Here is a 23703-nt window from a genome sequence, read left to right on the forward strand (position 1 = left end):
AAGCGCGCCTCAAAGACACTCGAAATGCTCCAGATCACACTCGACATCTTCCTCGCAAGAAAACGCCTCGCGAGTCCAACATGAACACTCCCCCCACAAGGGGGGGGGGAGATTGAATCGTGGCTGCGTCCGGCCTCTCGCTACCGTTGCAGATTGAGCGATGCCCGCGCCCCCAGCCGATCTCCCCCCTTGTCGGGGAGATGTCCGGCAGGACAGAGGGGGGTATCTCCACCCGCCCCCGTTGCCAATTCCCCCCTCTAATGCTACCCATAAAACCAGTTCGCAACACGTAAGAGAGGGGCTGCGCGTGAAGATCGACTTCCTGCCTAATCGCACGCATGGCCCTGGTCATGCCCTGCAGATGCGTTTGCAGGGCTGATCGGAACGAACACTTTTTCCTTCTGGTCTGCCTTTCCGGCGACGCGGTTTGCCGCGTCTTTTTCCCTTGAGCCTTTGTGCGTGACTGACGGCTGAATGCCGCGCCGCCCGAGGCCCTGAAAGACCAGAGAACTCCCATGTCGCTCATCACCATCCGTGCGCTCGGCGTCACGCTGTCCACCCCCCTCTTTGCCAACCTCACCCTCTCCGTCGCTGCGGGCGACCGTATCGGGCTCGTCGCCGCCAATGGGCGAGGCAAATCCACGCTTTTGAAATGCATCACCGGCGATTTCGAGCCGACGACGGGCGAGATTTTTCGCGCCCGCGGGCTGACGCTCGGCCATATGGAGCAGAACCTGCCCGCCGGGCTCGACGGTCTCACCTTTCGCGAGGCGGTGCTTGCCGCACTCGCCCCGGACCAGCAGGAAAACGAAAGCTGGCGGGCCGATGTGACGCTGGAAGAGCTGGAAGTGCCGGAAGAATTGCGGGACCGTCCGCTCGCAAAACTCAGCGGCGGCTGGCAGCGCATCGCGCTGATTGCCCGCGTGCGCGTCGGCGAGCCGGACGTGCTTCTACTCGACGAGCCGACCAACCATCTCGACCTCACGAAGATCGCCCGGCTGGAGGCGTGGCTGGCCGCGCTGCCGCGCGACATGCCGGTCATCATTTCCTGCCACGACCGCGCCTTCCTCGACGCCGTGACGAACCGCACGCTGTTCCTGCGTCCCGAGCGCTCGCAGCTCTTTGCGCTGCCCTATTCCCGCGCCCGGGCCGCGCTGGACGAGATGGATGCGGCGGAAGAGAAGCGCTTCGAGAAAGACATGAAGGCGGCGCAGCAGCTTCGCCAACAGGCGGCGAAACTCAACAATATCGGCATCAATTCCGGCAGCGACCTGCTGGTGGTGAAGACCAAGCAGCTCAAGGAGCGGGCGGGGCGCATCGAGGATGCCGCGAAACCCGCGCATCTGGAGCGTTCCGCAGGCGCGATCCGGCTCGCCAACCGCGGCACCCATGCCAAGGTGCTGGTAACGCTGGAGGATGCTTCGGTCGAGACGCCGGACGGCACGCCGCTCTTCCGCACCGGCCAGAAGTTCATCTGCCAGGGCGACCGAATCGTGCTGCTCGGCCCGAACGGCGCCGGCAAGACGCGGCTGGTGCGGCTCTTGCGCCAGGCGGTCGAGGCGGCAGGCGCCAACCATCACGGCATCAAGGCGACGCCGTCGCTGGTGCTCGGTTATGGCGACCAGGCGCTCTCCGATCTCTCGGACAGCGAGACGCCGCATGGCACGATCATCCACCGCTTCGATGTCGGCGACCAGAAGGCGCGGAGCCTGCTCGCCGGCGCCGGCCTTTCGATCGAGATGCAGGGGCGGCCGGTAGGCCTGCTTTCCGGCGGACAGAAGGCCCGGCTCGGCATGCTGGTGCTGCGGCTCACCAACCCGAACTTCTACCTGCTCGACGAGCCGACCAACCATCTCGACATCGAGGGGCAGGAAGCGCTGGAGCAGGAATTGACGGCGCGCGAGGCAAGCTGCCTGTTCGTCTCGCATGACCGCGCCTTCGTGCGGGCTGTGGCGAACCGCTTCTGGGTGATCGAGAAGCGGCGGCTGATCGAGGTGGAGGGGCCGGAGGACTTCTTCGCCGAGGCCGCTTTATCCGCGTGAGGCAATGCGCGGGTCGGCGCGAAAATCCTCGCGGGAAAAGCCGATGCGGCGCGGCGGGTGATCGCACAAAGCCTGCACGCCGAGCGCCGACAGCCGGATGCGCCAGGTCTGGCGCTCCACCGGTTTCGGCTGGGCGAAGGCGGTGGCGGTGAGCAGCGCCATGTTGATGCCGGCCGCGGGATCGCGCACCGAGCGGTAGAGAATGGCGGCCACGCCCGCCGCCCGTGCACCATCTGCCAGCGCTTGGCAGGCGGCGTAGTCGGTCGGGTGCGTCCACAGCGCCGCGTCGCGGTCGAGCGGCGGGGTGGTGAGGTCGATGGCCTGCTCGGTGCCGATCGCGGCGGAGAAGGCGGTGTAGTCGGCGGCGTTGGCCGGCAGAGGCGTCGTAGGCGATTCGGCGAAGAACAGCAGGCGGTAGAAGGCCATTTCGGAGAGCGCCGTCTCCACCGTCAGCGCCGCATAATAGACGCCGAGCGTGCGCCCTGCCCTGCGGAAGCGCGAGCCGTGCGGATAGACCGCGCCATAGCGGAAGGGCGTGGCGAGCAGGTAATCGAGGCCGGCGCATTCCGGCGGCAGCACCGGCTTGCTCTCCTCCAGGATGTCTTCGAGCAGCGCCTGCTCCTCCAGCGTATCGACGAGCTTCAGCGTCGAGACGCGGTGCTGCGCTTCAACGAAACGCCAGACGGAGCCCGAGAAGGGCCGCGCCTCAGACGAGAGCGCGGCGGGCGTCCAGATAGGCAAGGACATCGAAAAGACCGGAAACAGAGACGATACGATCGATGGGGCGAGCGCGAAGCGCCGTGTTTTCCGCCACCATCCAGGCGCGGGCGACACCCTCGTCGCCGCCGGTAATGGCATCGAGCGAGCGGAACAGGCGCACGAGCAACACGGCCAGCTCGAAGGGCTTCGTGCCGCGCTCCAGGAGCACGTCCTGCCGCTTCAGCCGCGACACCGTCGCCTCCGAAACGCCGATGACCGCCGAGAGGATGCGCGCCGTCAGCCCCAGCCGGTCCGCGGCACTGACGGCCGCCTTGGTGAGCACGGTGCCTTCTGCATTGGCCTGCGGTATGGGTTTGCGCTGCATGGGACCATCTCCTTTCATGAGAAAGAATATAGTCTTTATTTTTCCTATGACAAGGAAAAACGGCAGAAGGCCCGGAGGCTGGGGCTCCGGGCCTTCGCACAAGGTCTGTGCCTGGGACGCTTACTTGCAGACCTTGATCTTCTTGATGATGACGTTGCCGTAGTAGTCGTAGGACTTCACCTTCTTGATGAAGCAGTGCGGCTTGTAGCCGTAGCTGTAATAGCCGGCCTGGGACGGGGCGGCGAAGGAGATAGCGGCAACGGCTGCGATGGCAGCGGAAATGATGATCTTGCGCATGAAAGTTTCTCCTGATCTCTGAGGGATGAGCCTCTCTCATCCAGTGACCAGACTTTCCCACATCGCTCGGATGCGCGCTGTTCCGGATGGAACAGGCCTGCGGAAGGCATCCCGCACCCCTCGCCTACTTCCAAATAAAAAGCCGCCCGGATCGCTCCGGGCGGCTTTTTCATTTCTGGCTGCGGCGGCGATCAGACCACGGTGGTCTTGACGTCGAGGTTGTTGCGGGTGGCGTTGCTGTAGGGGCAGACGACGTGGGCCTTCTTGGCGAGGTCCTCGACCACGGCCTTGTCGACGCCGGGCACGGAGATTTCGAGCGAGGCTTCGAGGCCGAAGCCGCCGCCGTCCTCACGCGGGCCGATGCCGACGGTGGCGGTGACCTTGGCGTCGTCCGGGATCTTTACCTTTTCCTTGCCGGCGACGAACTTCAGCGCGCCGAGGAAGCAGGCGGAATAACCGACCGCGAAGAGCTTTTCCGGGTTGGCGCCGGTGGCGCCGTCGCCGCCGAGCTCCTTCGGCACGGTCAGCGTGACGTCGACAGTGCCGTCCTCGGTTGCGCCATGGCCGGCGCGGCCACCGGTTGCGGATGCTTTGGTCCTGTAGAGAATGGGCATTGGAATGTCTCCTTCCGGGTTTCGTTGATGATGGAAACTAGATAGCGTAAAATTAGATTGCGCGCAATATGATTTTGCACATTGCAAAAATTTTGTTTTCTGCGATACTGCCACCATGAGCGACAAACGTGACGAAGCTGAGACGGATGGCATTCCGGCAGGTACGCTGGCCCTCGACCAGCAGCTCTGCTTTGCCGTCTATTCCGCGGCCCATGCGCTGAACCGCACCTACAAGCCGCTGCTCGACCCCTACGGCCTCACCTATCCGCAATATATCGCGCTGATGACGCTGTGGGAGAAGGACGGCCGCACGGTGAAGGCGCTCGGCGCCAAGCTGGGCCTTGATTCCGGCACGCTTTCGCCGCTGCTCAAGCGGCTGGAGGCGGCCGGCTACATCCACCGGGCGCGCGACAAAAGCGACGAACGGCAGGTGCTCATCACGCTCACCGACAAGGGCCGCGCGATGAAGAAGGACGCCGTGGCGATCCGCATGGAGATCGGCAAGGCGACCGGCTGTTCGATCGAGGCGCTCCAGGCGCTGACCGTCGACCTGCAGGCGCTGGCCGGGCGGCTGGAGGCCGATCAGGCCCATGACGACGCCGCCTGAAAAACTCGGATTTTACCGGATGCTTTCCCTGCGGGACCTGTTCGCCATGCAACCTTCGCGCTAACGTGCGCGCGGCGGAACGGAACGCCGAAGGGGACAAGCTTGAACCTGACATGGTCCTGGCAGAAGGCGAACGTTGCGGCGAGCCTTTGGTGCATCGCCGTGGGCGTGGTGATGATGGCGCTCTGGCTGGCGGAACCCGCCGGCCTGGCGGCGCGTGCCCCCTGGCTCTTCGGCATGAAGTTCAATGCGGCGCTGGCCTTCGTCGTCGTCGGCGCGGCGCTGGCGCTTTCCGCGCGCGGCGTGCGCACCCTGCCCGCGGTTCTGATGGTGCCGGTCTTCGTCTACGGCACGCTGGCGCTCTCCCAGCACCTCTTCGGCATCGATGCCGGCATCGACACGCTGCTCGACACGCCCTTCGTGGATATCGGCACCAGCCTGCCGGGGCGGATCGCGCCCAATACGGCGCTGTGTTTCATGCTGGTCAGTGCTGCGCTGGCGCTGCGGGCGCTCAGGCAGAAGAACGACATCCTCCAGGTGGCGCTTGGCTTCGCCACCTTCATCACCGCCGCGGCCGCCCTCATCGGCTATGCGATCGCGCTCGATTTCGCCCATGACTGGATCCGCTTCACGCGCATGTCGTTCCAGAGTGCGAGCTGTTTCGTGGCGATCGGCATCGCGCTCATCTTCGTCGGCACGGAGGCGATCAGCTACCACCGGCTGACACTTGCCGGCGTGCTCGGGCTCGTCACCTACCTCATCCTGCTGACGATGGCCTATTACGAGCTGTCGCGCTACGAGGCGGCCTTCGGCATCACCTTCTCCTCCACCGGCCCCGATGCGCGCTCCACGCTTTCCTCGCTGGTGCTGATCTCCGGCACGCTCTACGGTGCGCTGGTCATCCATCTCTACTTCTCCTCCCGCCGCGCGCGGGACATGGCGGCCGATCTGGCCGAAAGCCGCGGCCGGCTCGGCGCCATCATCGACAATGCGGTGGACGGCATCATCACCATCGACGACCGCGGCTTCATCCTCTCCGCCAACCCCGCCTGCACCCGCATCTTCGGCTACGCGCCCGCGGAGATGGCCGGGCGCAACGTCAAAATGCTCATGCCGGAGCCCTATCACAGCGCCCATGACAGCTATCTCGGCAACTACAACCGCAGCGGCGAGGCCAAGATCATCGGCATCGGCCGCGAGGTGGAGGGCCGGCGCAAGGACGGCTCCGTCTTCCCGCTCGACCTCGCCGTCGCCAAGGTGGAGCTCAACGGCGCGACGATCTACAGCGGCATCGTGCGCGACATTTCCGAGCGCAAGGCCAACGAGCGGGCGCTGATCGAGGCCAATGCGGAGCTGGAGGAATTCGCCTACCGCACCTCGCACGACCTGCGCTCGCCGATCGCCTCCTCGATGGGCCTGCTCACCATTTCGCGCGAGATGCTTTCGGAAGGGGACCTGCCCGCGCTCGGTCAGACGCTGCAGCGCATGGAGCTGAATTTCCGCCGCCTCGACCACCTGATCCAGAACATCATCACCATCACCCGCACGCGGCTGATGGAGGAGGACGACCGGCCGATCGACCTTCGCGCGCTCGTTTCCGAAGCGATCGACGCGCTGTCGCATCTCGACGATACCAAGCGCATCCGCATTGAAAATCATGTGCCTGCGGAATTGACAATCGTCAGCAAGCCGTCGAAATTCCACGTCATTGTCGGCAACATGCTGTCCAACGCGGTCAAATATCATGATCCGAAGGAGGCCGAGCCGGCGATCGACGTCCGCGCCTTCCGCTATGCCGGCAAGATGCGGCTGTCGGTGGAGGACAACGGCCTGGGCGTTCCGCCCGCAAGCCGCCATTTGTTGTTCAAGATGTTCAAACGGCTGCACCCGAACCGGTCCTTCGGCAGCGGGCTCGGCCTCTACATATTGAGAAAGAGCGCGGAAGCCCTCGGTGGCGCCGCCCTTTATGAAGCAAGAGATAAGGGCAGCCGGTTCATCATCGAACTGCCCGATGGGGACCATCATGAAGATCAACTCGATCCTGGTCGTCGATGACGACGAGAACGACCAGTTCATCTGCGAATACACGATCCGCAAGTTCGACCCGTCGATCCTTATCCTGAAGGCATTCGACGGCTCGGAGGCGCTCGACATCCTGCACCGCGAGACGCCCAACGCCATCATCCTCGACATCAACATGCCCGTGATGAACGGCTTCGAGTTCCTCGACCGCTATGCGCAGGAATTCGAGGTCCACGCCCCCGTCGTCGCCATGCTCACGAGCTCCCATCTCGGCAAGGACCGCGAGCGCGCGATGCAGTACAGCTTCGTGAAGAGCTATTTCGAAAAGCCCTTGCAGGCCGACCACCTGCGCGTCATGGCGGATCTTTTGCGGGGATAGCGAAAGCGCCGGGGCGATACCCCCCTCTGCCCTGTCGGGCATCTCCCCCTCAAGGGGGGGAGATTGGATGGAGCACCCTCCCGCCCACCGCAAGCGGTGCAGCAAGACAAGGCCCTCGCCTCTTGCCGATCTCCCCCCTTGAGGGGGAGATGCCCGGCAGGGCAGAGGGGGGTGTAACCGCCGTATATGCGACTAGTTTGCCCGCCGACGGTCGCCGATCATGAGTGTATACAATTTCGGCGTTCCAGTGCGTTTTCCGGCCTGTCTTTCCGCAAATCCTTCGCCATAGTGGCGCGCATGTCCACGATTCGTCCGCTGATTCCCCTTCTCATCACCGCAGGCATCCTGATCGGAGGGAACGGGCTGCAGGGCACGTTCATCGCGCTGCGCGCCTCGCAGGAAGGTTTTTCCACCTCCGTCATCGGCTTCGTCGGCGCGGGCTATTCGATCGGCTTTGCCATTGGCTGTATCTATGTGACGCGCGTGCTGCGCGCCATCGGCCATATCCGCACCTTCTCCGCCATGGCGGCGATCGCGTCGGCGTCCGCGATCGCGATGGTTCTCATCATCGATCCGATCTTCTGGTTCGCCATGCGGCTTGTCGCCGGCATCTGTTTTGCGAGCCTGTTCGCCACCGTCGAGAGCTGGCTGAACGCGTCCGTCACCAATGCCAACCGGGCGCGCACGCTGTCCGTCTATCGCCTGGTCGACCTCGGATCGGTCACGGCCGCGCAATATCTCATTCCCGGCATCGGCATCGGCGGTTTCGAGCTGTTCGCCATCGTCGCCATGGCGCTGTCGCTGTCGCTCGTGCCGATTTCGCTTGCCGACCGTTCCAGCCCGACCGTGCCGGAGGCGATCCGCTTCGACGTCAAGAAGCTCTGGAATATCTCGCCGCTCGCGACCATCGGCTGCATCGTCGTCGGCCTCACCAATGCCGCCTTCCGCAACCTGGGACCGATCTACGCCCATGATATCGGCCTGTCGGTGACGGCGATCGCGAGCTTCATGAGTGCGGGCATCGTCGGCGGCGTGGTGCTGCAATATCCGCTCGGCATCTATTCCGACCGGCTCGACCGCCGCCTGATCATCCTCGTCGCGACCTTCGGCTCAGCGCTGGCCGCCCTCTACCTCGCCTTCTTCGCGGGCGGCGACGAGCTCAAGAACCTCATCGGCATCTTCGTCTTCGGCGCCTTCGCCATGCCGCTCTATTCGCTCTGCTCGGCGCATGCCAACGACCATGCGGGCGAAGGCGAACATGCGCTGGTGTCCGCCGGCATGCTGTTCTTCTGGTCCTGCGGCGCGATCATCGGCCCGCTCTTCGCCTCGGTGCTGCTGCAATTCTTCGGGCCGCAGGCGCTGTTCCTCTACACCGCCGTCATCCTCGTCGCCTTCATGGTCTACACGGCCGTGCGCATCAGCGCGCGCGCCGCGGTGCCGGCCGGCGCACGGCGCAGCCGCTTCCGCAACCTGCTGCGCACCTCCTTCTTCTTCAACAAGCTCGCCGACAAGGACCGCAACGGCGAACACTGATCTGCGGCAATCTGGTCGCGACGCGCTTATTGCTGAGCGCGCGCCTCAGGTTTAGAAGCGGGTGACGCACCGGAGGGATCGCCATGCTGACACGCCGCACGCTATTGAAGGGCGCACTCGTTGCCGGCGCCTATGTCGGCGGGATCGGCCTTGCGGGACGTTTTGGCGGACTGGCGAGCGCGCAGGCGGCGACGACGCTGGTGGCCCGCCCCGGCGAGGCGATGATCACCGACACGGGGCCGACCAGGGGCATCATGACCTATGGCGACGCCGAGGTGCCGCCGATCCTGCGCATGCGGCGCGGCGAGGCCTTTGCGCTGCGGCTCGACAATAGGCTCGACGAGCCGACCACCGTGCATTGGCACGGCCTGCGCATCGATAACAGGATGGACGGCGTGCCTTTCCTGACGCAGCCCTATGTCTATGGCGGCGACGGTTTTGACTATGCCTTCACCCCGCCCGATGCCGGCACCTTCTGGTATCATCCCCATTGCAACACGCTGGAGCAGATGGGCCGCGGCCTTGCTGGCGTCATCGTCGTGGAAGACCCCGCCGACCCCGTTTTCGACGCCGAGATCGTGCTCAACCTGCGCGACTGGCGGCTCGGCGGCGATGGCCAGTTCATCGCCCAGTTCAAGCCCCGCGACGCCGCCCGCGCCGGCACCTTCGGCACCGTGCGTACCGCCAACTGGCGGCAATCGCCGCAATATGACGCGCCCGCCGGCGGCCTCGTGCGGCTGCGGCTTGCCGCGACCGACGTGACCCGCATCCTGACGCTGCAGATCGAGGGCGCTGAGGCCGAGGTCATCGCCCTCGACGGCAATCCGGCGGCGACGCGCTTCGCGCTCGACCACCTGATGATCGGCCCCGGCCAGCGGCTCGATATCGCGTTGCGCATGCCGGACACGGAAGGCGCCGTCGCCACACTGAAAGACCTGCGCGGCACCAAACCCGCAACGCTTGCCACCTTCCGCGCCGTCGGCACCTCGCTGAAGCGCGCCATCGGCGACCTGCCGGCGCTGGCGGCAAATCCTCTGCCAGAGCCGGACCTTTCGGCGGCGACCGAAATCCCCTTCATCCTCAGCGCCTCGGCGGAAGAGCGCCCGAAGGACGGCATCTGCGGTTCGCTCGGCTATAATTTCTGGGCCATCAACCGGGTGCCGTGGGCCGACGACAGCGGTGATCCGACCGCACCGCTTGCCGAGATGAAGGCGGGCAAGACCTATATCTTCAACGTCAAGAACCCGACGCCGCAGGTCCACCCCCTCCACCTGCACGGTCTCGCCTTCCGGCCGATGAATTCCAGCAAGCAGGCGATCCGCCCGCATTTTTCCGACACCTACCTCATCCTGCCCGACGAGAAGGTGCAACTGGCCCTCGTCGCCGACAATCCGGGCGACTGGGTGTTCCACTGCCACATCATCGAACACCAGAAGACCGGCATGACGAGCTATGTGCGGGTAACGTAGGGCTTTTTCGGAGAGCGGGGTGCGGCCCCCCACCCTCTGCATCATCCTCGGGCCTGACCCGAGGATCCATCGGTCACCCGCGGCATGGATGCTCGGGTCAGGCCCGAGCATGACGGAGGAGAGGGAGTGCCGACCTCCAAGGTCAAGTTTTCGATTGTGGCAAAACCGTGGAACGTCTAAAGCTGCCCGATCAAAAATTTCAAGAAAAGCCCGCCCGAGTCCATTATGCAGATCATCGAGACCACCGCAGCCCTTCGCGACGCCTGTGAGACGCTTGCCCGTTCCGAGTATCTGACGATCGACACGGAGTTCCTGCGGGAGACGACCTTCTGGCCGGAACTCTGCCTGGTGCAGCTGGCGGGGCCGGAGCTGGAAGTTATCGTCGATCCGCTCGCCAAGGGCCTCGACCTCGCGCCCTTCTTCGAGCTGATGGCGAACACCGCAGTGCTCAAGGTCTTTCACGCCGCGCGGCAGGACATCGAAATCATTTTCAACCGCGGCAATCTCATTCCGCATCCGATCTTCGACACGCAGGTCGCCGCCATGGTCTGCGGCTTCGGCGACAGCGTCTCCTACGACCAGCTCGTGCAGAAGATCAAGGGCGTGCATATCGACAAGTCCTCGCGCTTCACCGACTGGAGCCGCCGTCCGCTGACCGAAAAGCAGCTCGAATATGCGCTGGCCGACGTGACGCATCTGCGCGACGTCTATCTCGCACTGAAGGAGAAGCTGGACGAGGCCGGCCGCTCGCTGTGGCTGACCGAGGAAATGGCGGTTCTCGAATCGCGCGAAACCTATGACCTGCACCCGGACGACGCCTGGAAGCGGCTCAAGATGCGCGTCAAGAAGCCGATCGAGCTGGCCGTGCTGCAAAAGGTCGCCGCCTGGCGCGAGCGGGAAGCGCGCAATCGCAACGTGCCGCGCTCGCGCATCCTGAAGGACGACACGATCTACGAAATTGCCCAGCAGCAGCCGGCCGACGCCGAAGCGCTGGCGCGGCTGCGCACCATCCCCAAGGGCTGGGAGCGTTCGCAATCGGGTGCCGCCCTGCTGGAAGCGATCGGCGAGGCGCTGGCGATCCCGAAGACCGACCTGCCGCGCCTGCCCCGCCAGAGCCATGTGCCGGAGGGGGCTGCCGCCGCCAGCGAAATGCTGAAGGTGCTGTTGAAGATCGTCTCCGAGCGCGAAGGCGTCGCGGCCAAGATCATCGCCAATACCGATGACCTCGAAAAGATCGCCGTCGATGGCGAGGCGGCCGAAGTCGCCGCCCTCCATGGCTGGCGCCGCGACCTCTTCGGCGACACCGCGCTCAACCTCATCGGCGGCAAGGTGGCGCTGCGCTTCGTCGACAAGAAGATCGAGGCGGTGGAGCTCTAGGCTTCTTAGGCGTGCAGCTTTGCGCCTTTCGTGATGCGGTCGACGGTTTTCTTGTCGGCGTGCAGCGCGATGCCGACGACCTTGGCATTGTCCGGGCCGAATTCGGCGAAGACGGCGCGGTTGGCGGCGTCGTGGCCGGTGGAAAACATTTCTTCAATATAGACGGAGGCCGCAACCTCGCGTTCCAGCGCGCGGGCATGGATCTTCGACAGCGTCGCGCCGTCGGTGGACAGCACGATGATCGGCTGGATGCTCAAGGCATTGTAGACATTGCCGGTGGCATCGCGGTAGGATTCGCCGATCAGCTCCGGTTTCTGGCCGATGATGCCGCTCGACAGGAATGCGGTGACATTCAGCTTCTGCCAGACCTCCAGATCCTCGCGCAGGACCACGGCGAACTTGGTATCGAACATGCAGGTATACTCCCGGGAAAAGGCTGCGGACCATTCCGCGGCCAATGCGATAGCAGGCGCGGTCGAGACACCGCTTGAACGTTCGTGCGCCGGGCAGGACCGCATCGTCGTGGCGCCGGAGCTTGCCGGCATCGAGCGCATCGAGGCGCGGTTCCGCGGCAAGGGCTTCGAGCCGCACCGGCACGATACCTATGCGCTCGGCGTCACCATGGCCGGCATCCAGACCTTCCGCTATCGCGGTGAGGCGCGCTTCAGCCCGCCCGGCAACGTCATCGTGCTGCATCCCGACGAGGTGCATGACGGCGGCGCCGCCACCGACGACGGGCTCACCTACCGCATGATGTATATCCCGCCGGAGCGCTTCCTGCCGGCAACGGCGGCGCGCGGGCGCACGCTGCCCTTCGTCGCCTCGCCGGTGGTCGACGATCCGCGGCTGGCGGGTTTGCTGCTCGAAGCCATCGGCAGCCTGGACGAGACGATCGAGCCGCTGAAATTCGACGAGCTGGTGGGCGAGATCGCCAGCGCCCTGCTCGACCATGCCGGCGCGCCGCAGGCCCGGGCGGGACGGCTCGCGCGGCCGGAAGTGCTGCGCGCCTGCGATTTCCTGCGCGAAAACCTCTGCCGGCAGGTGAGCGCGGGCGATCTCGAAGCCGTGACGGGCCTCGACCGTTTTGCGCTGGCGCGCCAGTTCCGCCAGCTGCTCGGCACCAGCCCGCACCGCTATCTCGTCATGCGCCGGCTGGAGCGGGCGAAGGGGCTTATCTCTGCCGGCGAAAGCATTGCGGAAGCGGCCTTTGCCAGCGGCTTTGCCGACCAGGCGCATCTCAACCGGCACTTCAAGAAGGCGCTCGGCATGACGCCCGGTCGCTTTGCCGCCCTTTCGGCCGCCTGAACCGGAGCGTCACGAAAGCTACAAGCAACTGTCAAGCGACGGTCATCTCCGCCGCCTATCAACTGGCATCGTTTTGCCAATTGAGGGGCCGATCATGACCAAACACCTTTTCACCACCGCAGCGCTCGCGCTGCTGATGACGACCGGCGCAATGGCGCAGGAGAAGGAATTTCCGGCGACACTGAAAGCCCATGCGATCCTCCCGGCCAACACGATCATCGCCGCCCCGGCGGATGCGGCCGACTACCTCAAGACCTCCGGCAAGTTCTCCACCGCCGACCGCAAGCGTGTCGAGGCGCTCGGCACCGTCATGGGCAAGGACGGCGTGCGCGAGACCGGCCTTGCGCTGCCCTTCGACGGCCAGCCGATGCAGGGTTTTTCCGGCATCAAGTCGATGGAGGACGGCACGTTCTGGTCGCTCTCCGACAACGGCTTCGGCGCCAAGCTGAACTCGACCGATGCCATGCTGATGATCCACAATGTGCGCTTCGACTGGGACAAGGGCACGCTGGAGCCGGTCAAGACCGTGTTCCTCTCCGACCCGGACAAGAAGGCGCCGTTCCCGATCGTCATGGAAGGGGCGGCCACGCGCTACCTCACCGGCGGTGACTTCGACGTCGAATCCATCCAGCCGGTGGCCGATGGTTTCTGGATCGGCGAGGAATTCGGCCCCTACATCCTGAAATTCGACCTCGACGGCAAGCTGACCGACGTGATCGCGACGGAGGTCGACGGCAAGCCGGTGACCTCGCCGGACAACCCGACGCTCGCCGTCCAGGCCGATCCGTCCAAGAAGATGCCGGTCTTCAACGTCAAGCGTTCCGGCGGCTATGAGGGCCTTGCGCTCTCGAAGGATGGTTCGAAGCTCTACGGCCTGCTGGAAGGCCCGCTCTGGGTGGACAACGAATCCGTCGAGCAGGCGGATGGCCGCCCGGCGCTGCGCATCATCGAGCTCGACGTCGCTTCCAAGGCGTGGACCGGCCGTAGCTGGCTCTACCCGCTGGCCGAAGGCGGCGAGGCGATCGGCGACTTCAACATGCTGGACGGAACGACCGCGCTGGTGATCGAGCGCGACAATGGCGTCGGCACCGCCGACAAGGCCTGCGCCGACCCCAAGGACCCGAAGCCGGATTGCTTCGCCGTCGCTTCCAAGGTCAAGCGTATCTACAAGATCGCCATGACCGACGAGAATGTCGGCAAGGCCGTGCGCAAGATCGGCTATATCGACCTCTTGAAGATCGCCGACCCGGACAACAAGAAGCGCCAGGGCGGCGGCGAAGGTTTTTACGACATGCCCTTCGTGACGATCGAAAACGTCGACCGCGTCGACGAGACGCACATCATCGTCGGCAACGACAACAACCTCCCCTTCTCCGCCGGCCGCGCGCTGGACAAGGCCGATGACAACGAGTTCGTCCTCATCGAAGCCGGCGACCTGCTGAAGGCCGAGTGATCTTTTGCAACGGGGGCGGCACAAGCCGCCCCTCCAGACGGCTCGAATAGGCGGCCACCTCTCCTCCGTCATGGTCGGGCCTGACCCGACGATCCATGCTCCGGGCACGCCAGTGGATCCTCGGCTCAAGGTCGAGGATGACGTCGGGGATGGGGTGAGGTTTTTCAAAAAGCTGAGGGGCGGCCTCGTGCCGCCCCTTTTGTTTGTCCGGCAATTTCAGAGGATGAAATCGCCCGCCTTGAACGTGATGCTCGCATCGACGAGGATCGAGAAATCGGCCTTGCCGTCGCCGTTCACGTCACCATGGATGAGCGTGTCGCCGCCCTTCTTTTCGAAGCGCAGTTCGCCGGCCTTGTTGTGGAAGGCGTCCGTGCCGATGAACTTGAAGGCCTGGTCCCCGCCGGCCTTCGTGCTGGCGTCGATGGCCGTGAGATCGATCTTGTCCTTTTGCGACCGGCTGAAATCGAGGATCGTGTCGCGGCCGCTTGCCGCGACCGTCGAATCCTTGATCGACTTGAAGATGAACGTATCCGCGCCGCTGCCGCCGGTGAGCCGGTCGCCGCCGGCCCCGCCGTAGAGTTTGTCGTTGCCCGCGTCACCCTTGAGAATGTCCTTGCCGCCGCCGCCGGACAGCCCGTCGTTACCCTTGCCGCCCATCAGGACATCGGCATATTTCGTGCCGGAAATCTTGTCGTTGCCGGCGAGGAAATAGGCGAGCGCGCCCTTCGAATCCCCGTTGATATAAAGGTCGAAGATCTTTTCGGCCGAGAGTTTCAGCCCGCTTGCGGCGAGCAGCTTGACGCCGTTGATCGCGATGTCGATCTTCGTGACGGTGCCCGCCGTGACGTCCTGCAAGGCCCCGCCCGGCGCGTCGTATCGAATGCCGCTGCCGGAGAAACTCGTATAGTTGCCGTCGTCGTTGTAGAGCCGGACGGAGGACCTGTCGGCGCGCCAGAATGAATAGTCGCCGAGTGCGGCAATATCGATTGCCGAGAGGTCCACACCGCCGCCGCCAATGGGTTGCGTCTTGAAAGTCGCCATGTCGAACTGTCTCCCCTAATGCGCGCAGACACTACCTGAGATTGCGCGGCAAATACATCCTCGCAAAGGGAACGTTCAGCGTGGATCGACCAGTTGCAGGATAAGCTGGTGCACGTTGCCGCCGTCGGTGAGCTCGACCTGGTCGAAATCGCGGCTGCGGGCGCGCTGGGCGTTCGAGAGTTCGCCGAGCTTCGTCTGGAGCTGGCTGCGGATCTGCTTGCAGTTCGGATCGTTCTCAACCGTGAGGCCGACACTCATCGTCTCGATATCGCGCACCATCTCCTTGATGAAATCGCCGTGCACCTTTTCATGCGCGGTCACGCCCGTGATGAAGGTGTCCCAGCGGCCTTTCAGCGGCTCGGCGAGCTTCGATTTCAGCTTGGGCAGCGTGTAGGTGATGATGAGCTTCGGCTTGTTGACGGTGATGACGCAGGCATCGCCCTGGCGCTCGTATTTGCGCGTCCAGGTGAGCTTGAAGCCCGTATGGGCGATGACGCGGCCAAGCCCGAGTTTCGGGCCGCGCGCGCCGATGGACTGGTAGATTTCGAGGCCGGTCGATCCCTGCACGGTGTAGGGCTCGACGCGCTCCACCGCCTGCCAGTCCTGCGCCGCGGCATTGCCCGCAAAAAGCAGGCCGGCGAGAAGGAATGCGGCTCTCACCCCGGGCCTCACAGGAACCGAAAGGCGAGTTTTTTGCCGGTCAGGCGGGCGAGCTGCTGGAGGCGGCCGTCGAGGCGCTCGCCGGCAAGCTCGGCATAGTCCTGCGGCACGGCCAGTTCGAGGTCAGTATCCGGCAGGGTGGACTTGCGGAAGGCGAGATGCGGCACGACGCCGGGCATGGAGGCCGAGAACGGATAGACGACGCGCAGCAGGGCGCCGACGAGTTTTGCCAGTTCCCGCAGGCGCGGGGTCGCGATGCTGGCAAGCGAGCTGCTCACCGCATCGTCGTTGAGACCTTCGAAACGGTAGTAGTTGGTGAGCGCGATGAAGGCGCGGCCGGGATGGGTGATGCCGATGAAGGTGCCGTGGGCAATCAGGTTCAGCGCCTGGAGGCCGCGGTAATCGGGATGCGCGCGCCAGCTGATATCGGCGAGCAGGCAGGCGGCCTCGCGATAGCGGCGCTCCTCTTCGGTCTCGGTGATGCCGAAGAGCGGCATCATGCGGCCGGTCCATTCGGCAAGCTCGCGGGCGTGCTCCGGCGAGCGGGCGCGCAGGATGGCGAGTTCGCTTGCGGCGGCCAGCAGCGGGTCGCGCGCCTTTTCCCGGTCGGCCAAAAGCGAATAGAGATAGCCTTCGCGCACGCCCTGGGCGGAGAAGAACACCCGCGACGGCTTCATGATGGCGATCGTCTCCTGCATGGCGACGGCGCCGAAGGGCAGCAGGTTGCGGCGGCCCTTGGAGATCGCGGAATAGGCCGGATCCTTCTGGTCCTTCGCCGTCACGATGTCGGTCAGGAAATCCATCGCGTCGGTGAAGCTGAGCTCATAGCCCTGGATCATGTGCAGCGGATAGTTCTGCATTTCCATGTGCAGGGCGCCGATGGAGCGCCAGGTGCCGCCGACGGCGTAGAAGGCGCGGCCGGTGCCGTTCTTCAACAGGTTGGCGGTGCGCAGGTATTTGCGGGCGACGATGCGGGCCTGGGCGGGCGAACCGCCGGAGGCTTCCGACAGGCGGATGCCGCCGAGCGGCAGCGTGATGCCCTTGCCGATCGTGCCGCCGACCACGTCGACCAGTTCCAGCGAGCCGCCGCCGAGATCGCCGACGATGCCGTCGGGATCATGGAAGCCACTGACGATGCCGAGCGCGGAGAAATAGGCTTCCTCCTCGCCGGTCAAAACGCGGACCTTCTGGCCGAGGATCATTTCCGCCTGGTGGATGAAATCGGGGCCGTTTTCCGCCTCGCGCGCGGCAGCCGTCGCCAGCGCGAACATGGTGGAGGCGCGGGCCTGCGCGGACAGCGCCTTGAAACGGTGGAGGGCTGCAAGCGCCCGCTCGACGCTCGCCTGGTCCATGCGCCCGGTCTTGGCAAGGCCCTTGCCGAGGCCGCACATCACCTTCTCGTTGAACAGCATGGCCGGCGAACGGCTCATGCCCTCGTAGATGACGAGGCGAATCGAGTTGGAACCGATATCCACGACTGACACCGGGGCAATTCCAGGCAACCGCCCCTGCGCTTCAGATTCGACCATGTATATCCGTTTTATTTCTTCCGGCGGCCTTGCCAGCCCGCGATCGCCTTCGGTGCGGAGGACTTCAGGGCTTCACCCCGGCCGGAGAGGCTGGGGTTGGTCATGAAGTAGTGCTGAGCGTTGAACGGCTCGGCTCCGGGCTGCACTTCCATGCGCCGGGACGTTCCATCCGGAAGGATTTCGTAGCTCTGCTGGTTATCGATGAGATTGCCCAACATGATCTGCGAAATGACCTGCTCATGCACCGTCCGGTTGATCAGAGGCACAAGTGTCTCGACCCGCCGGTCCAGGTTTCGCGGCATCATGTCCGCGGAGCCTATATAGACCAGCGCTTTATCGGAGGGAAGCCCGTGGCCGTTGCCGAAGCAGAAGATGCGGGAGTGTTCGAGGAAGCGGCCGACGATGGATTTGACGTGGATATTGTCCGAAAGGCCCGGAACCTGCGGGCGCAGGCAGCAGATGCCGCGCACCACGAGGTCGACTTCCACGCCCGCCTGGCTCGCGCGATAGAGCGCGTCGATAATGTCGGGATCGACCAGCGAATTCATCTTCATCCAGATCGCCGCCGGCGCGCCGTTCCTGGCATGCGCGATCTCCTCCTCGATGTGGCGGATGATTCGCGGGCGCATCGTATAGGGCGAGAAGGCGAGCTTCATGCCGGCTTCCGGTTCGCCGTAGCCGGTGATGAAGTTGAAGATGTTCGCCATGTCGCTGGCGATCGTCGGGTTGCAGGTGAAGAAGGACAGGTCCGTGTAGATCTTCGCGGTGATCGGGTGGTAGTTGCCGGTGCCGAGGTGGCAATAGGTGCGAAGCCTGCCCTCCTCGCGGCGCACCACCATCGACATCTTGGCGTGGGTCTTCAATTCGATGAAGCCGAAGACGACCTGCACGCCGGCGCGCTCCAGGTCGCGCGCCCAGCGGATGTTGGCCTCCTCGTCGAAACGGGCCTTGAGTTCCACCAGCGCCGTCACCGACTTGCCGGCCTCGGCCGCGTCGATCAGCGCGCGCACGATCGGGCTGTCGTTGGAGGTGCGGTAGAGCGTCTGCTTTATCGCCAGAACGTCAGGATCGCGCGCAGCCTGGAGAAGGAACTGGACCACCACGTCGAAGCTTTCGTAGGGGTGGTGGACGACCATGTCCTTTTCGCGGATGGCGGCGAAACAGTCTCCGGCATGCTCTCGGACGCGTTCGGGAAATCGGGCGTTATAGGGCTCGAACCTCAGGTCGTCGCGCGGCGCCTTGGCGATTTCCGACAGCGTGTTGAGCGCGAGCAGGCCCGGCAGGATGGCGACGCGATTGTCCGGCACGCCCAGTTCGCCGACGACGAAGCGGCGCAGCGATTCCGGCATTTCCGAATCGGTCTCGATGCGGATCACCGAGCCGCGGCGGCGGCGCTTCAGCGCGGTCTCGAAGAAGCGCACGAGGTCTTCGGCCTCTTCCTCCACTTCGATATCGCTGTCTCGAATGATGCGGAACGTGCCCGAGCCGCGCACGATGTAACCGGGGAAGAGCTTTCCGATGAAGAGGCCCACGGCATCTTCCAGCGTGATGTAACGGATCGCGCCCTTGGAATCCGGCAGGCGGACGAAGCGGTCGAGCGCCACCGGCAGGCGCAAGAGCGCCGTCATCGGCTCCTTGCCCGTCGTGCTGTCGAGCTGGAGGCCGATCGAGAAGCCGAGGTTCGGGATGAACGGGAAGGGATGCGCCGGGTCGATCGACAGCGGCGTCAGCACGGGGAAGATCGACTGGGTGAATTCCTGCTGCAGCCAGATCTTGTCGTCGCTGGAGAGCGCCGTCGGGCGGACGATGAGGATGTCTTCCTTGGCGAGATACTGCTGGAGCACGGCAAGCGAGGCCTGCTGCTCCATCTGGAGATTGTCGATCTCCTTCAGGATGTCATCGAGCTGCTCGGCCGAGGTCTTGCCGTCGGGGCTGCGCACGCCAACACCCTGGCGCACCTGGCCTTCGAGGCCGGCGACGCGCACCATGAAGAATTCGTCGAGGTTGCCGGCCGAGATCGACAGGAAGCGCACGCGCTCAAGCAGCGGATGGGCGGTGTTCAGCGTCTCTTCGAGGACGCGGCGGTTGAACTGGAGCCAGGAGAATTCGCGGTTGATGAAGCGCTCGGGGCTCGCCATCAGGGCCGTGACGTCAATGGTCGCGCCTTCCGGCAGCGCCGCATGCTCGACAGGCTTTTCCTGGGAGAGGCCCGTCTTTTCTGGGGAGAGGTCCGTGTTCGCAGTATCCATTGGAATGTCCCGCCCCCTTTGCCGTCAGACCGGCCGCATGTTCGGCGCGGTCTCGAACGGAAGAACAATTTTCACTTTAACGCGAAGCGCTTAGCGCAGTTTGACGACAGAACTGTGACAGTCAATCCTTGGGTTGAAAACTAGCCGGAAGTTTCCTCCCCGCCCACCATTTCGCCCAAGACCTCCTGCGCAAGCGCGCGCGTGATGCGGCTGCCGCGGGCGAGCGCCAGGCGATCGAGGCGTTCCACGAGCGTCTGTGCCGCCTCCAGCGAACGCTCCATGCGCGCCACCATGTAGGCCACCAGTTTCTCGTCGACGAAGAGCTGACGATCGGCGAACAGCTTAACGATGACCTGTGACAGCAGTTCGTCATCCGGCTCGCCGATCTCCACCACCGTCGCGGCCTTGAGGCGCGAGCGCAGGTCCGGAAGGTCGACCGCCCAGGACATCGGCCAGAGCCTGCTGGTGATAAGCAGCGTGTGGCCGTGCTGGCGCACATTGTTGATGATGTGGAAGAGCGTGCGCTCGTCGAAGCCGTTGCGGTCGGCATCCTCGATGAGCACGGGGCCGTGTTCGGCCGCTTCCTCGGCGCCCGTGCCGGCCTTCGCCTCGACGGCAACGGCGCCGGCCTTCTCGCGCCAGATGGCGGCAAGATGGGATTTTCCGGAGCCGACCGGCCCGGCGATGATGACCACGGGTGCGGGCCACTGCGGCCAGGCGTCGATCATCGCGACGGCGGCGTTGACGGGCTCGGCAACCAGCAGGTCGTCGCGGCCCGTCGCGGGGTCGTGCCTGAAGGCCAGCGGCAACTGTTCGGCGGTCTTGCGCGATGTCATTGGTCTACTCGGGTACTAACTCTTTGTTCTGACGCGCTTTCGGGCGGAAGGCGCGCCATCGTCCGGCATGCTCTCTTCCAGGAGAACCGGCTTGCTGGTGCCGTGATAAAGGTCGCTGTCAAGGTAGCGCTCCAGGCCGAAGCGGACAAGCACGCCGACGGCGGCGGCGGCCGGCACGGCGATCATCAGCCCGACGAAGCCGAACAGCGCGCCGAAGGCGACCAGCGCGAACATCAGCCAGACCGGATGCAGGCCGACGCGCGAGCCGACGAGCTTCGGCTGCAAAATATTGCCCTCGATGAACTGGCCGACGAAGAAGATGCCGGCGACGAGGATGACCATCCAGTAATCCGGCCAGAACTGCACCAGCGCCACGCCGACAGACAGCGTGAGGCCGACCAGCGAGCCGACATAGGGCACGAAGCTGATGAGGCCGGCGAAGAGGCCGATCAGCAGGCCGAAATTGAGCCCCGCAAAGGACAGGCCGATGCCGTAGAACAGGCCGAGGATGATACAGATGGAGCCCTGCCCGCGCACGAAGCCGGCGACGGAGGCGTTCATTTCCGAGGCGAGTCGGCGCACATTGGCGACATGGTCGCGCGGCACCCAACTATCCACCTTGGCGATCATGCGGTCCCAGTCGAGCAGCAGGTAGAAGGCGACGACCGGCGTGATGACGAAGAGCGAGGCGATGTTGACGAGCGCCATGCCCGAATTCCACACCTGCTTCATGACGGTGCCGAGCAGGCCCGCGCCTTCCGCGAGGATGGCGGAGAAGTTCGCCTTGATCGTGTCCATCTGGCTGCTGATCCAGGAGGGCAGCAGATCCGGGTTGAAGCCGGCGATCTGGGCTTGCAAGCTGGTGATGTAGCCCGGCAGCTTTTCAAAGAAATCCGCGGCCTGGGTGGCCAGCAGCGGAATGATGATCATCAGCGAGAGCGCAAGCAGGATGACGAAGACGATGAGGATGACCACCGTCGCCATCATGCGGCTCAGGCCCCAGCGTTCCAGCCGGTCGGCCACCGGATCGAGGAAATAGGCGAGCGCCATGCCGGCGATGAAGGGCAGCAGGATATCGCTGAACACCATGAGGAAGAGCACGAAGAAGCCGAGCGCGATGAGCCAGAAGACCACCTGCCGCTTCAATCCCGCGCCGCTGATATGGGCTGCCATAACGCTCATTCCCTTTATTCCTTCGGTGCAGAGGAGATAGGATGCCCGTGGGAGACAGGTCAAGGCTCGGCGGCCGCAAGCGCCGGCATCACGGGTAAATCGGTGAAAAAATCCCGGTTTTCCCGGCATTGCGCTTGCACTTGCCGGCCCATCATGCCAATCGGGCGCGAACAGCGAGAAGTCGGAGACGAGAGCCATGAGCCAGTCGGAAAAGAACGGTCTGACCTACAGCGATGCAGGCGTCGACATCGACGCGGGCAACCTGATGGTGGAAAAGATCAAGCCGGCCGTGCGCTCGACACGCCGCCCGGGTGCGGATGGCGAGATCGGCGGCTTCGGCGGCCTCTTCGACCTGAAGGCCGCAGGCTTTACCGATCCGGTGCTGGTCGCCGCAAACGACGGCGTCGGCACGAAGCTGAAGATCGCCATCGACGCCAACCGCCACGACACCGTCGGCATCGACCTCGTCGCCATGTGCGTCAACGATCTCGTGGTGCAGGGCGCCGAGCCGCTCTTTTTCCTCGACTACTTTGCCACCGGCAAGCTCGATCCCGACCAGGGCGCCGCGATCGTCGAAGGCATTGCCGAAGGCTGCCGCCAGGCCGGCTGTGCGCTGATCGGCGGCGAGACCGCCGAAATGCCCGGCATGTATTCGCACGGCGACTACGACCTCGCGGGCTTCGCCGTGGGTGCCGCCGAGCGCGGCAAGCTGCTGCCGGCCGGCGACATCGCGGAAGGCGACGTCATCCTCGGCCTCGCCTCCTCCGGCGTGCATTCCAACGGCTATTCGCTGGTGCGCAAGATCGTCTCGCTCTCCGGCCTCGCCTGGGACGCTGAGGCGCCGTTCGACGCGTCCAAGAGCCTCGGCGAGGCGTTGCTGACGCCCACCAAGATCTATGTGAAGCCGCTCTTGAAGGCGATCCGCGAGACCGGCTCGATCAAGGCGCTGGCGCATATTACCGGTGGCGGCTTTCCGGAAAACATTCCGCGCGTGCTGCCGAAGCACCTTGCCGCCGAAATCGACCTCGACGCCGTCAAGGCGCCGGCCGTGTTCTCCTGGCTTGCCCGCACCGGCGGCGTGGAAGCCAAGGAAATGCTGCGCACCTTCAACTGCGGCGTCGGCATGATCGCCGTGGTGCCGGCCGACAAGGCCGACGAGGTTGCCGCCGTGCTGGCCCGTGAAGGCGAGACCGCCTTCCGCCTCGGCCGCATGGTTGCCCGCGAGGAAGGTGCCGCCGGCACGATCTACAAGGGTACGCTCGCCCTATGAGCCAGACGGCACGCAAGCGCGTCGTCGCCTTCATCTCGGGCGGCGGCTCCAACATGCTGGCACTCGCGAAAGCCGCGGAAAGCCCGGACTTCCCGGCGCAGATCGTCGCGGTCTTCTCCGACAAGGCGGAGGCCGGCGGGCTACAGAAAGCCGAGGCGCTCGGCATCCCGGCCCGCGCCTTCCTGCGCAAGGATTTTTCGAGCAAGGAAGCCCACGAGGCGGCCATCCTGGAGGCGCTCGACGCGCTGTCGCCGGACCTCATCTGCCTCGCCGGCTACATGCGCCTGCTTTCCGGCACCTTCATCAACCGCTACGAAGGCCGCATCCTCAACATCCACCCCTCCCTGCTGCCGCTCTTCCCGGGCCTGCACACGCACCAGCGCGCCATCGACGCCGGCATGCGCATCGCCGGCTGCACGGTGCATTTCGTGACCGAGGGCATGGATGAGGGTCCAGTGGTGGTGCAGGCCGCCGTGCCGGTGCTGCCGGGCGATACGTCGGATACGCTGGCCGGACGCGTGCTGACCGTCGAGCACCGGAGCTATCCACTAGCGCTGCGGCTCGTCGCCGAGGGGAAGGTGCGCATGGAGGGCGGCAAGACCGTCTCCAGCGGAGACCTGCCACAGATCGACGGCGCACATCTGATCTCGCCGGCGGCGGTTTAACGCCCTCTTTCGGCCCAGACCTTTACCCACCCACCAACGTCATCCTCGGGTTTAACCCGAGGATCCATCCGCGCCCGGAACATGGATGGTCGGGTCAA

The 23703-nt window shown here is 64.7% G+C and carries 22 protein-coding genes; 11 read left to right on the forward strand and 11 right to left on the reverse strand.

The genetic code is table 11. From position 1 onward, the window contains the following. The first annotated feature begins 515 nt into the window (after window positions 1-515). Window positions 516-2042, forward strand: a complete 1527-nt coding sequence (locus J2Y63_RS18015; RefSeq protein ID WP_435267213.1) for an ABC-F family ATP-binding cassette domain-containing protein — start codon at window positions 516-518, stop codon at window positions 2040-2042. Here J2Y63_RS18015 and J2Y63_RS18020 read toward each other — a convergent pair. From J2Y63_RS18020 to J2Y63_RS18035, 4 genes are all read right to left on the reverse strand, one after another. Then, window positions 2031-2789: an RES family NAD+ phosphorylase gene (locus tag J2Y63_RS18020; protein WP_435267214.1), complete on the reverse strand. Its 759-nt coding sequence runs from the start codon at window positions 2787-2789 to the stop codon at window positions 2031-2033. The genes J2Y63_RS18015 and J2Y63_RS18020 overlap by 12 nt on opposite strands. Next, the gene (locus J2Y63_RS18025) at window positions 2749-3126 is read right to left on the reverse strand and encodes an antitoxin Xre/MbcA/ParS toxin-binding domain-containing protein (RefSeq protein ID WP_435267215.1); all 378 of its coding nucleotides are present in this window, start codon (window positions 3124-3126) and stop codon (window positions 2749-2751) included. The genes J2Y63_RS18020 and J2Y63_RS18025 overlap by 41 nt, the downstream gene beginning before the upstream one ends. 120 nt (window positions 3127-3246) lie before the next feature. Continuing rightward, entirely contained in the window at window positions 3247-3423 is a 177-nt protein-coding gene (locus tag J2Y63_RS18030; protein ID WP_256121560.1) for a hypothetical protein, read from the reverse strand. 191 nt (window positions 3424-3614) lie between these two features. Then, a complete protein-coding gene (locus tag J2Y63_RS18035; protein WP_256118732.1) occupies window positions 3615-4037 on the reverse strand; it encodes an organic hydroperoxide resistance protein in 423 nt (140 codons plus the stop codon). A 115-nt stretch (window positions 4038-4152) separates the two neighbouring features. On the opposite strand from J2Y63_RS18035, the gene J2Y63_RS18040 reads away from it, so the two are divergent. The 6 genes from J2Y63_RS18040 (at window position 4153) to rnd (ending at window position 11424) form a co-directional block, all read left to right on the forward strand. Continuing rightward, entirely contained in the window at window positions 4153-4644 is a 492-nt protein-coding gene (locus J2Y63_RS18040; RefSeq protein WP_435267216.1) for a MarR family winged helix-turn-helix transcriptional regulator, read from the forward strand. Between the two features lie 102 nt (window positions 4645-4746). Beyond that, complete coding sequence (locus J2Y63_RS18045) at window positions 4747-6699, forward strand: sensor histidine kinase (RefSeq protein WP_435267217.1); 1953 nt, start codon at window positions 4747-4749, stop codon at window positions 6697-6699. Continuing rightward, window positions 6668-7045 (forward strand): response regulator, encoded by a 378-nt coding sequence (locus J2Y63_RS18050; RefSeq protein WP_256118729.1) that lies wholly within the window; start codon window positions 6668-6670, stop codon window positions 7043-7045. The genes J2Y63_RS18045 and J2Y63_RS18050 overlap by 32 nt, the downstream gene beginning before the upstream one ends. Window positions 7046-7342: 297 nt before the next feature. Then, window positions 7343-8578: an MFS transporter gene (locus J2Y63_RS18055; RefSeq protein WP_435267218.1), complete on the forward strand. Its 1236-nt coding sequence runs from the start codon at window positions 7343-7345 to the stop codon at window positions 8576-8578. A gap of 77 nt (window positions 8579-8655) precedes the next feature. Further along, window positions 8656-10047, forward strand: coding sequence for a multicopper oxidase family protein (locus tag J2Y63_RS18060; protein WP_435267488.1), 1392 nt, complete (start codon window positions 8656-8658; stop codon window positions 10045-10047). A 231-nt stretch (window positions 10048-10278) separates the two neighbouring features. Continuing rightward, entirely contained in the window at window positions 10279-11424 is a 1146-nt protein-coding gene (gene rnd / locus J2Y63_RS18065) for a ribonuclease D (RefSeq protein WP_256118751.1), read from the forward strand. A gap of 5 nt (window positions 11425-11429) precedes the next feature. Here the strand turns inward: rnd and J2Y63_RS18070 are convergent, their stop codons facing one another. Further along, window positions 11430-11837: a DUF2000 family protein gene (locus tag J2Y63_RS18070; protein WP_327510044.1), complete on the reverse strand. Its 408-nt coding sequence runs from the start codon at window positions 11835-11837 to the stop codon at window positions 11430-11432. On the opposite strand from J2Y63_RS18070, the gene J2Y63_RS18075 reads away from it, so the two are divergent. Together J2Y63_RS18075 and J2Y63_RS18080 are read left to right on the forward strand one after the other, a co-directional pair. Next, window positions 11836-12729, forward strand: a complete 894-nt coding sequence (locus J2Y63_RS18075) for an AraC family transcriptional regulator (protein ID WP_435267219.1) — start codon at window positions 11836-11838, stop codon at window positions 12727-12729. The two genes, J2Y63_RS18070 and J2Y63_RS18075, sit on opposite strands and share 2 nt — an antisense overlap. Before the next feature lie 94 nt (window positions 12730-12823). Beyond that, entirely contained in the window at window positions 12824-14182 is a 1359-nt protein-coding gene (locus J2Y63_RS18080) for an esterase-like activity of phytase family protein (protein WP_435267220.1), read from the forward strand. Window positions 14183-14398: 216 nt separating this feature from the next. Here the strand turns inward: J2Y63_RS18080 and J2Y63_RS18085 are convergent, their stop codons facing one another. The 6 genes from J2Y63_RS18085 to J2Y63_RS18110 form a co-directional block, all read right to left on the reverse strand. Further along, window positions 14399-15223: a calcium-binding protein gene (locus J2Y63_RS18085; RefSeq protein WP_435267221.1), complete on the reverse strand. Its 825-nt coding sequence runs from the start codon at window positions 15221-15223 to the stop codon at window positions 14399-14401. A 75-nt stretch (window positions 15224-15298) separates the two neighbouring features. Continuing rightward, window positions 15299-15883 carry a DUF922 domain-containing Zn-dependent protease gene (locus J2Y63_RS18090; protein ID WP_435267222.1) on the reverse strand — a complete coding sequence of 195 codons (585 nt, stop codon included), beginning with the start codon at window positions 15881-15883 and terminating at the stop codon, window positions 15299-15301. A gap of 8 nt (window positions 15884-15891) precedes the next feature. Then, a complete protein-coding gene (gene ppx / locus J2Y63_RS18095) occupies window positions 15892-17412 on the reverse strand; it encodes an exopolyphosphatase (RefSeq protein WP_256118721.1) in 1521 nt (506 codons plus the stop codon). A gap of 11 nt (window positions 17413-17423) precedes the next feature. Beyond that, window positions 17424-19586 (reverse strand): RNA degradosome polyphosphate kinase, encoded by a 2163-nt coding sequence (locus J2Y63_RS18100; RefSeq protein WP_435267489.1) that lies wholly within the window; start codon window positions 19584-19586, stop codon window positions 17424-17426. Between the two features lie 215 nt (window positions 19587-19801). Continuing rightward, window positions 19802-20497, reverse strand: coding sequence for a DnaA regulatory inactivator HdaA (gene hdaA, locus J2Y63_RS18105; RefSeq protein ID WP_435267223.1), 696 nt, complete (start codon window positions 20495-20497; stop codon window positions 19802-19804). A gap of 15 nt (window positions 20498-20512) precedes the next feature. Next, entirely contained in the window at window positions 20513-21670 is a 1158-nt protein-coding gene (locus J2Y63_RS18110; RefSeq protein ID WP_435267490.1) for an AI-2E family transporter, read from the reverse strand. A 196-nt stretch (window positions 21671-21866) separates the two neighbouring features. Between J2Y63_RS18110 and purM the strand changes: the two genes are divergently transcribed. Both purM and purN read left to right on the forward strand, forming a co-directional pair. Next, on the forward strand, window positions 21867-22940 hold the full coding sequence (purM, locus tag J2Y63_RS18115) for a phosphoribosylformylglycinamidine cyclo-ligase (protein ID WP_435267224.1): 1074 nt from the start codon (window positions 21867-21869) through the stop codon (window positions 22938-22940). Beyond that, window positions 22937-23605: a phosphoribosylglycinamide formyltransferase gene (purN, locus tag J2Y63_RS18120; RefSeq protein ID WP_435267225.1), complete on the forward strand. Its 669-nt coding sequence runs from the start codon at window positions 22937-22939 to the stop codon at window positions 23603-23605. Before purM ends, purN begins: the two co-directional genes overlap by 4 nt. Window positions 23606-23703: the final 98 nt, after the last annotated feature.

Origin of the sequence: Shinella sp. BE166, from assembly GCF_051201095.1 — a bacterium.
Lineage (GTDB): Bacteria > Pseudomonadota > Alphaproteobacteria > Rhizobiales > Rhizobiaceae > Shinella > Shinella lacus.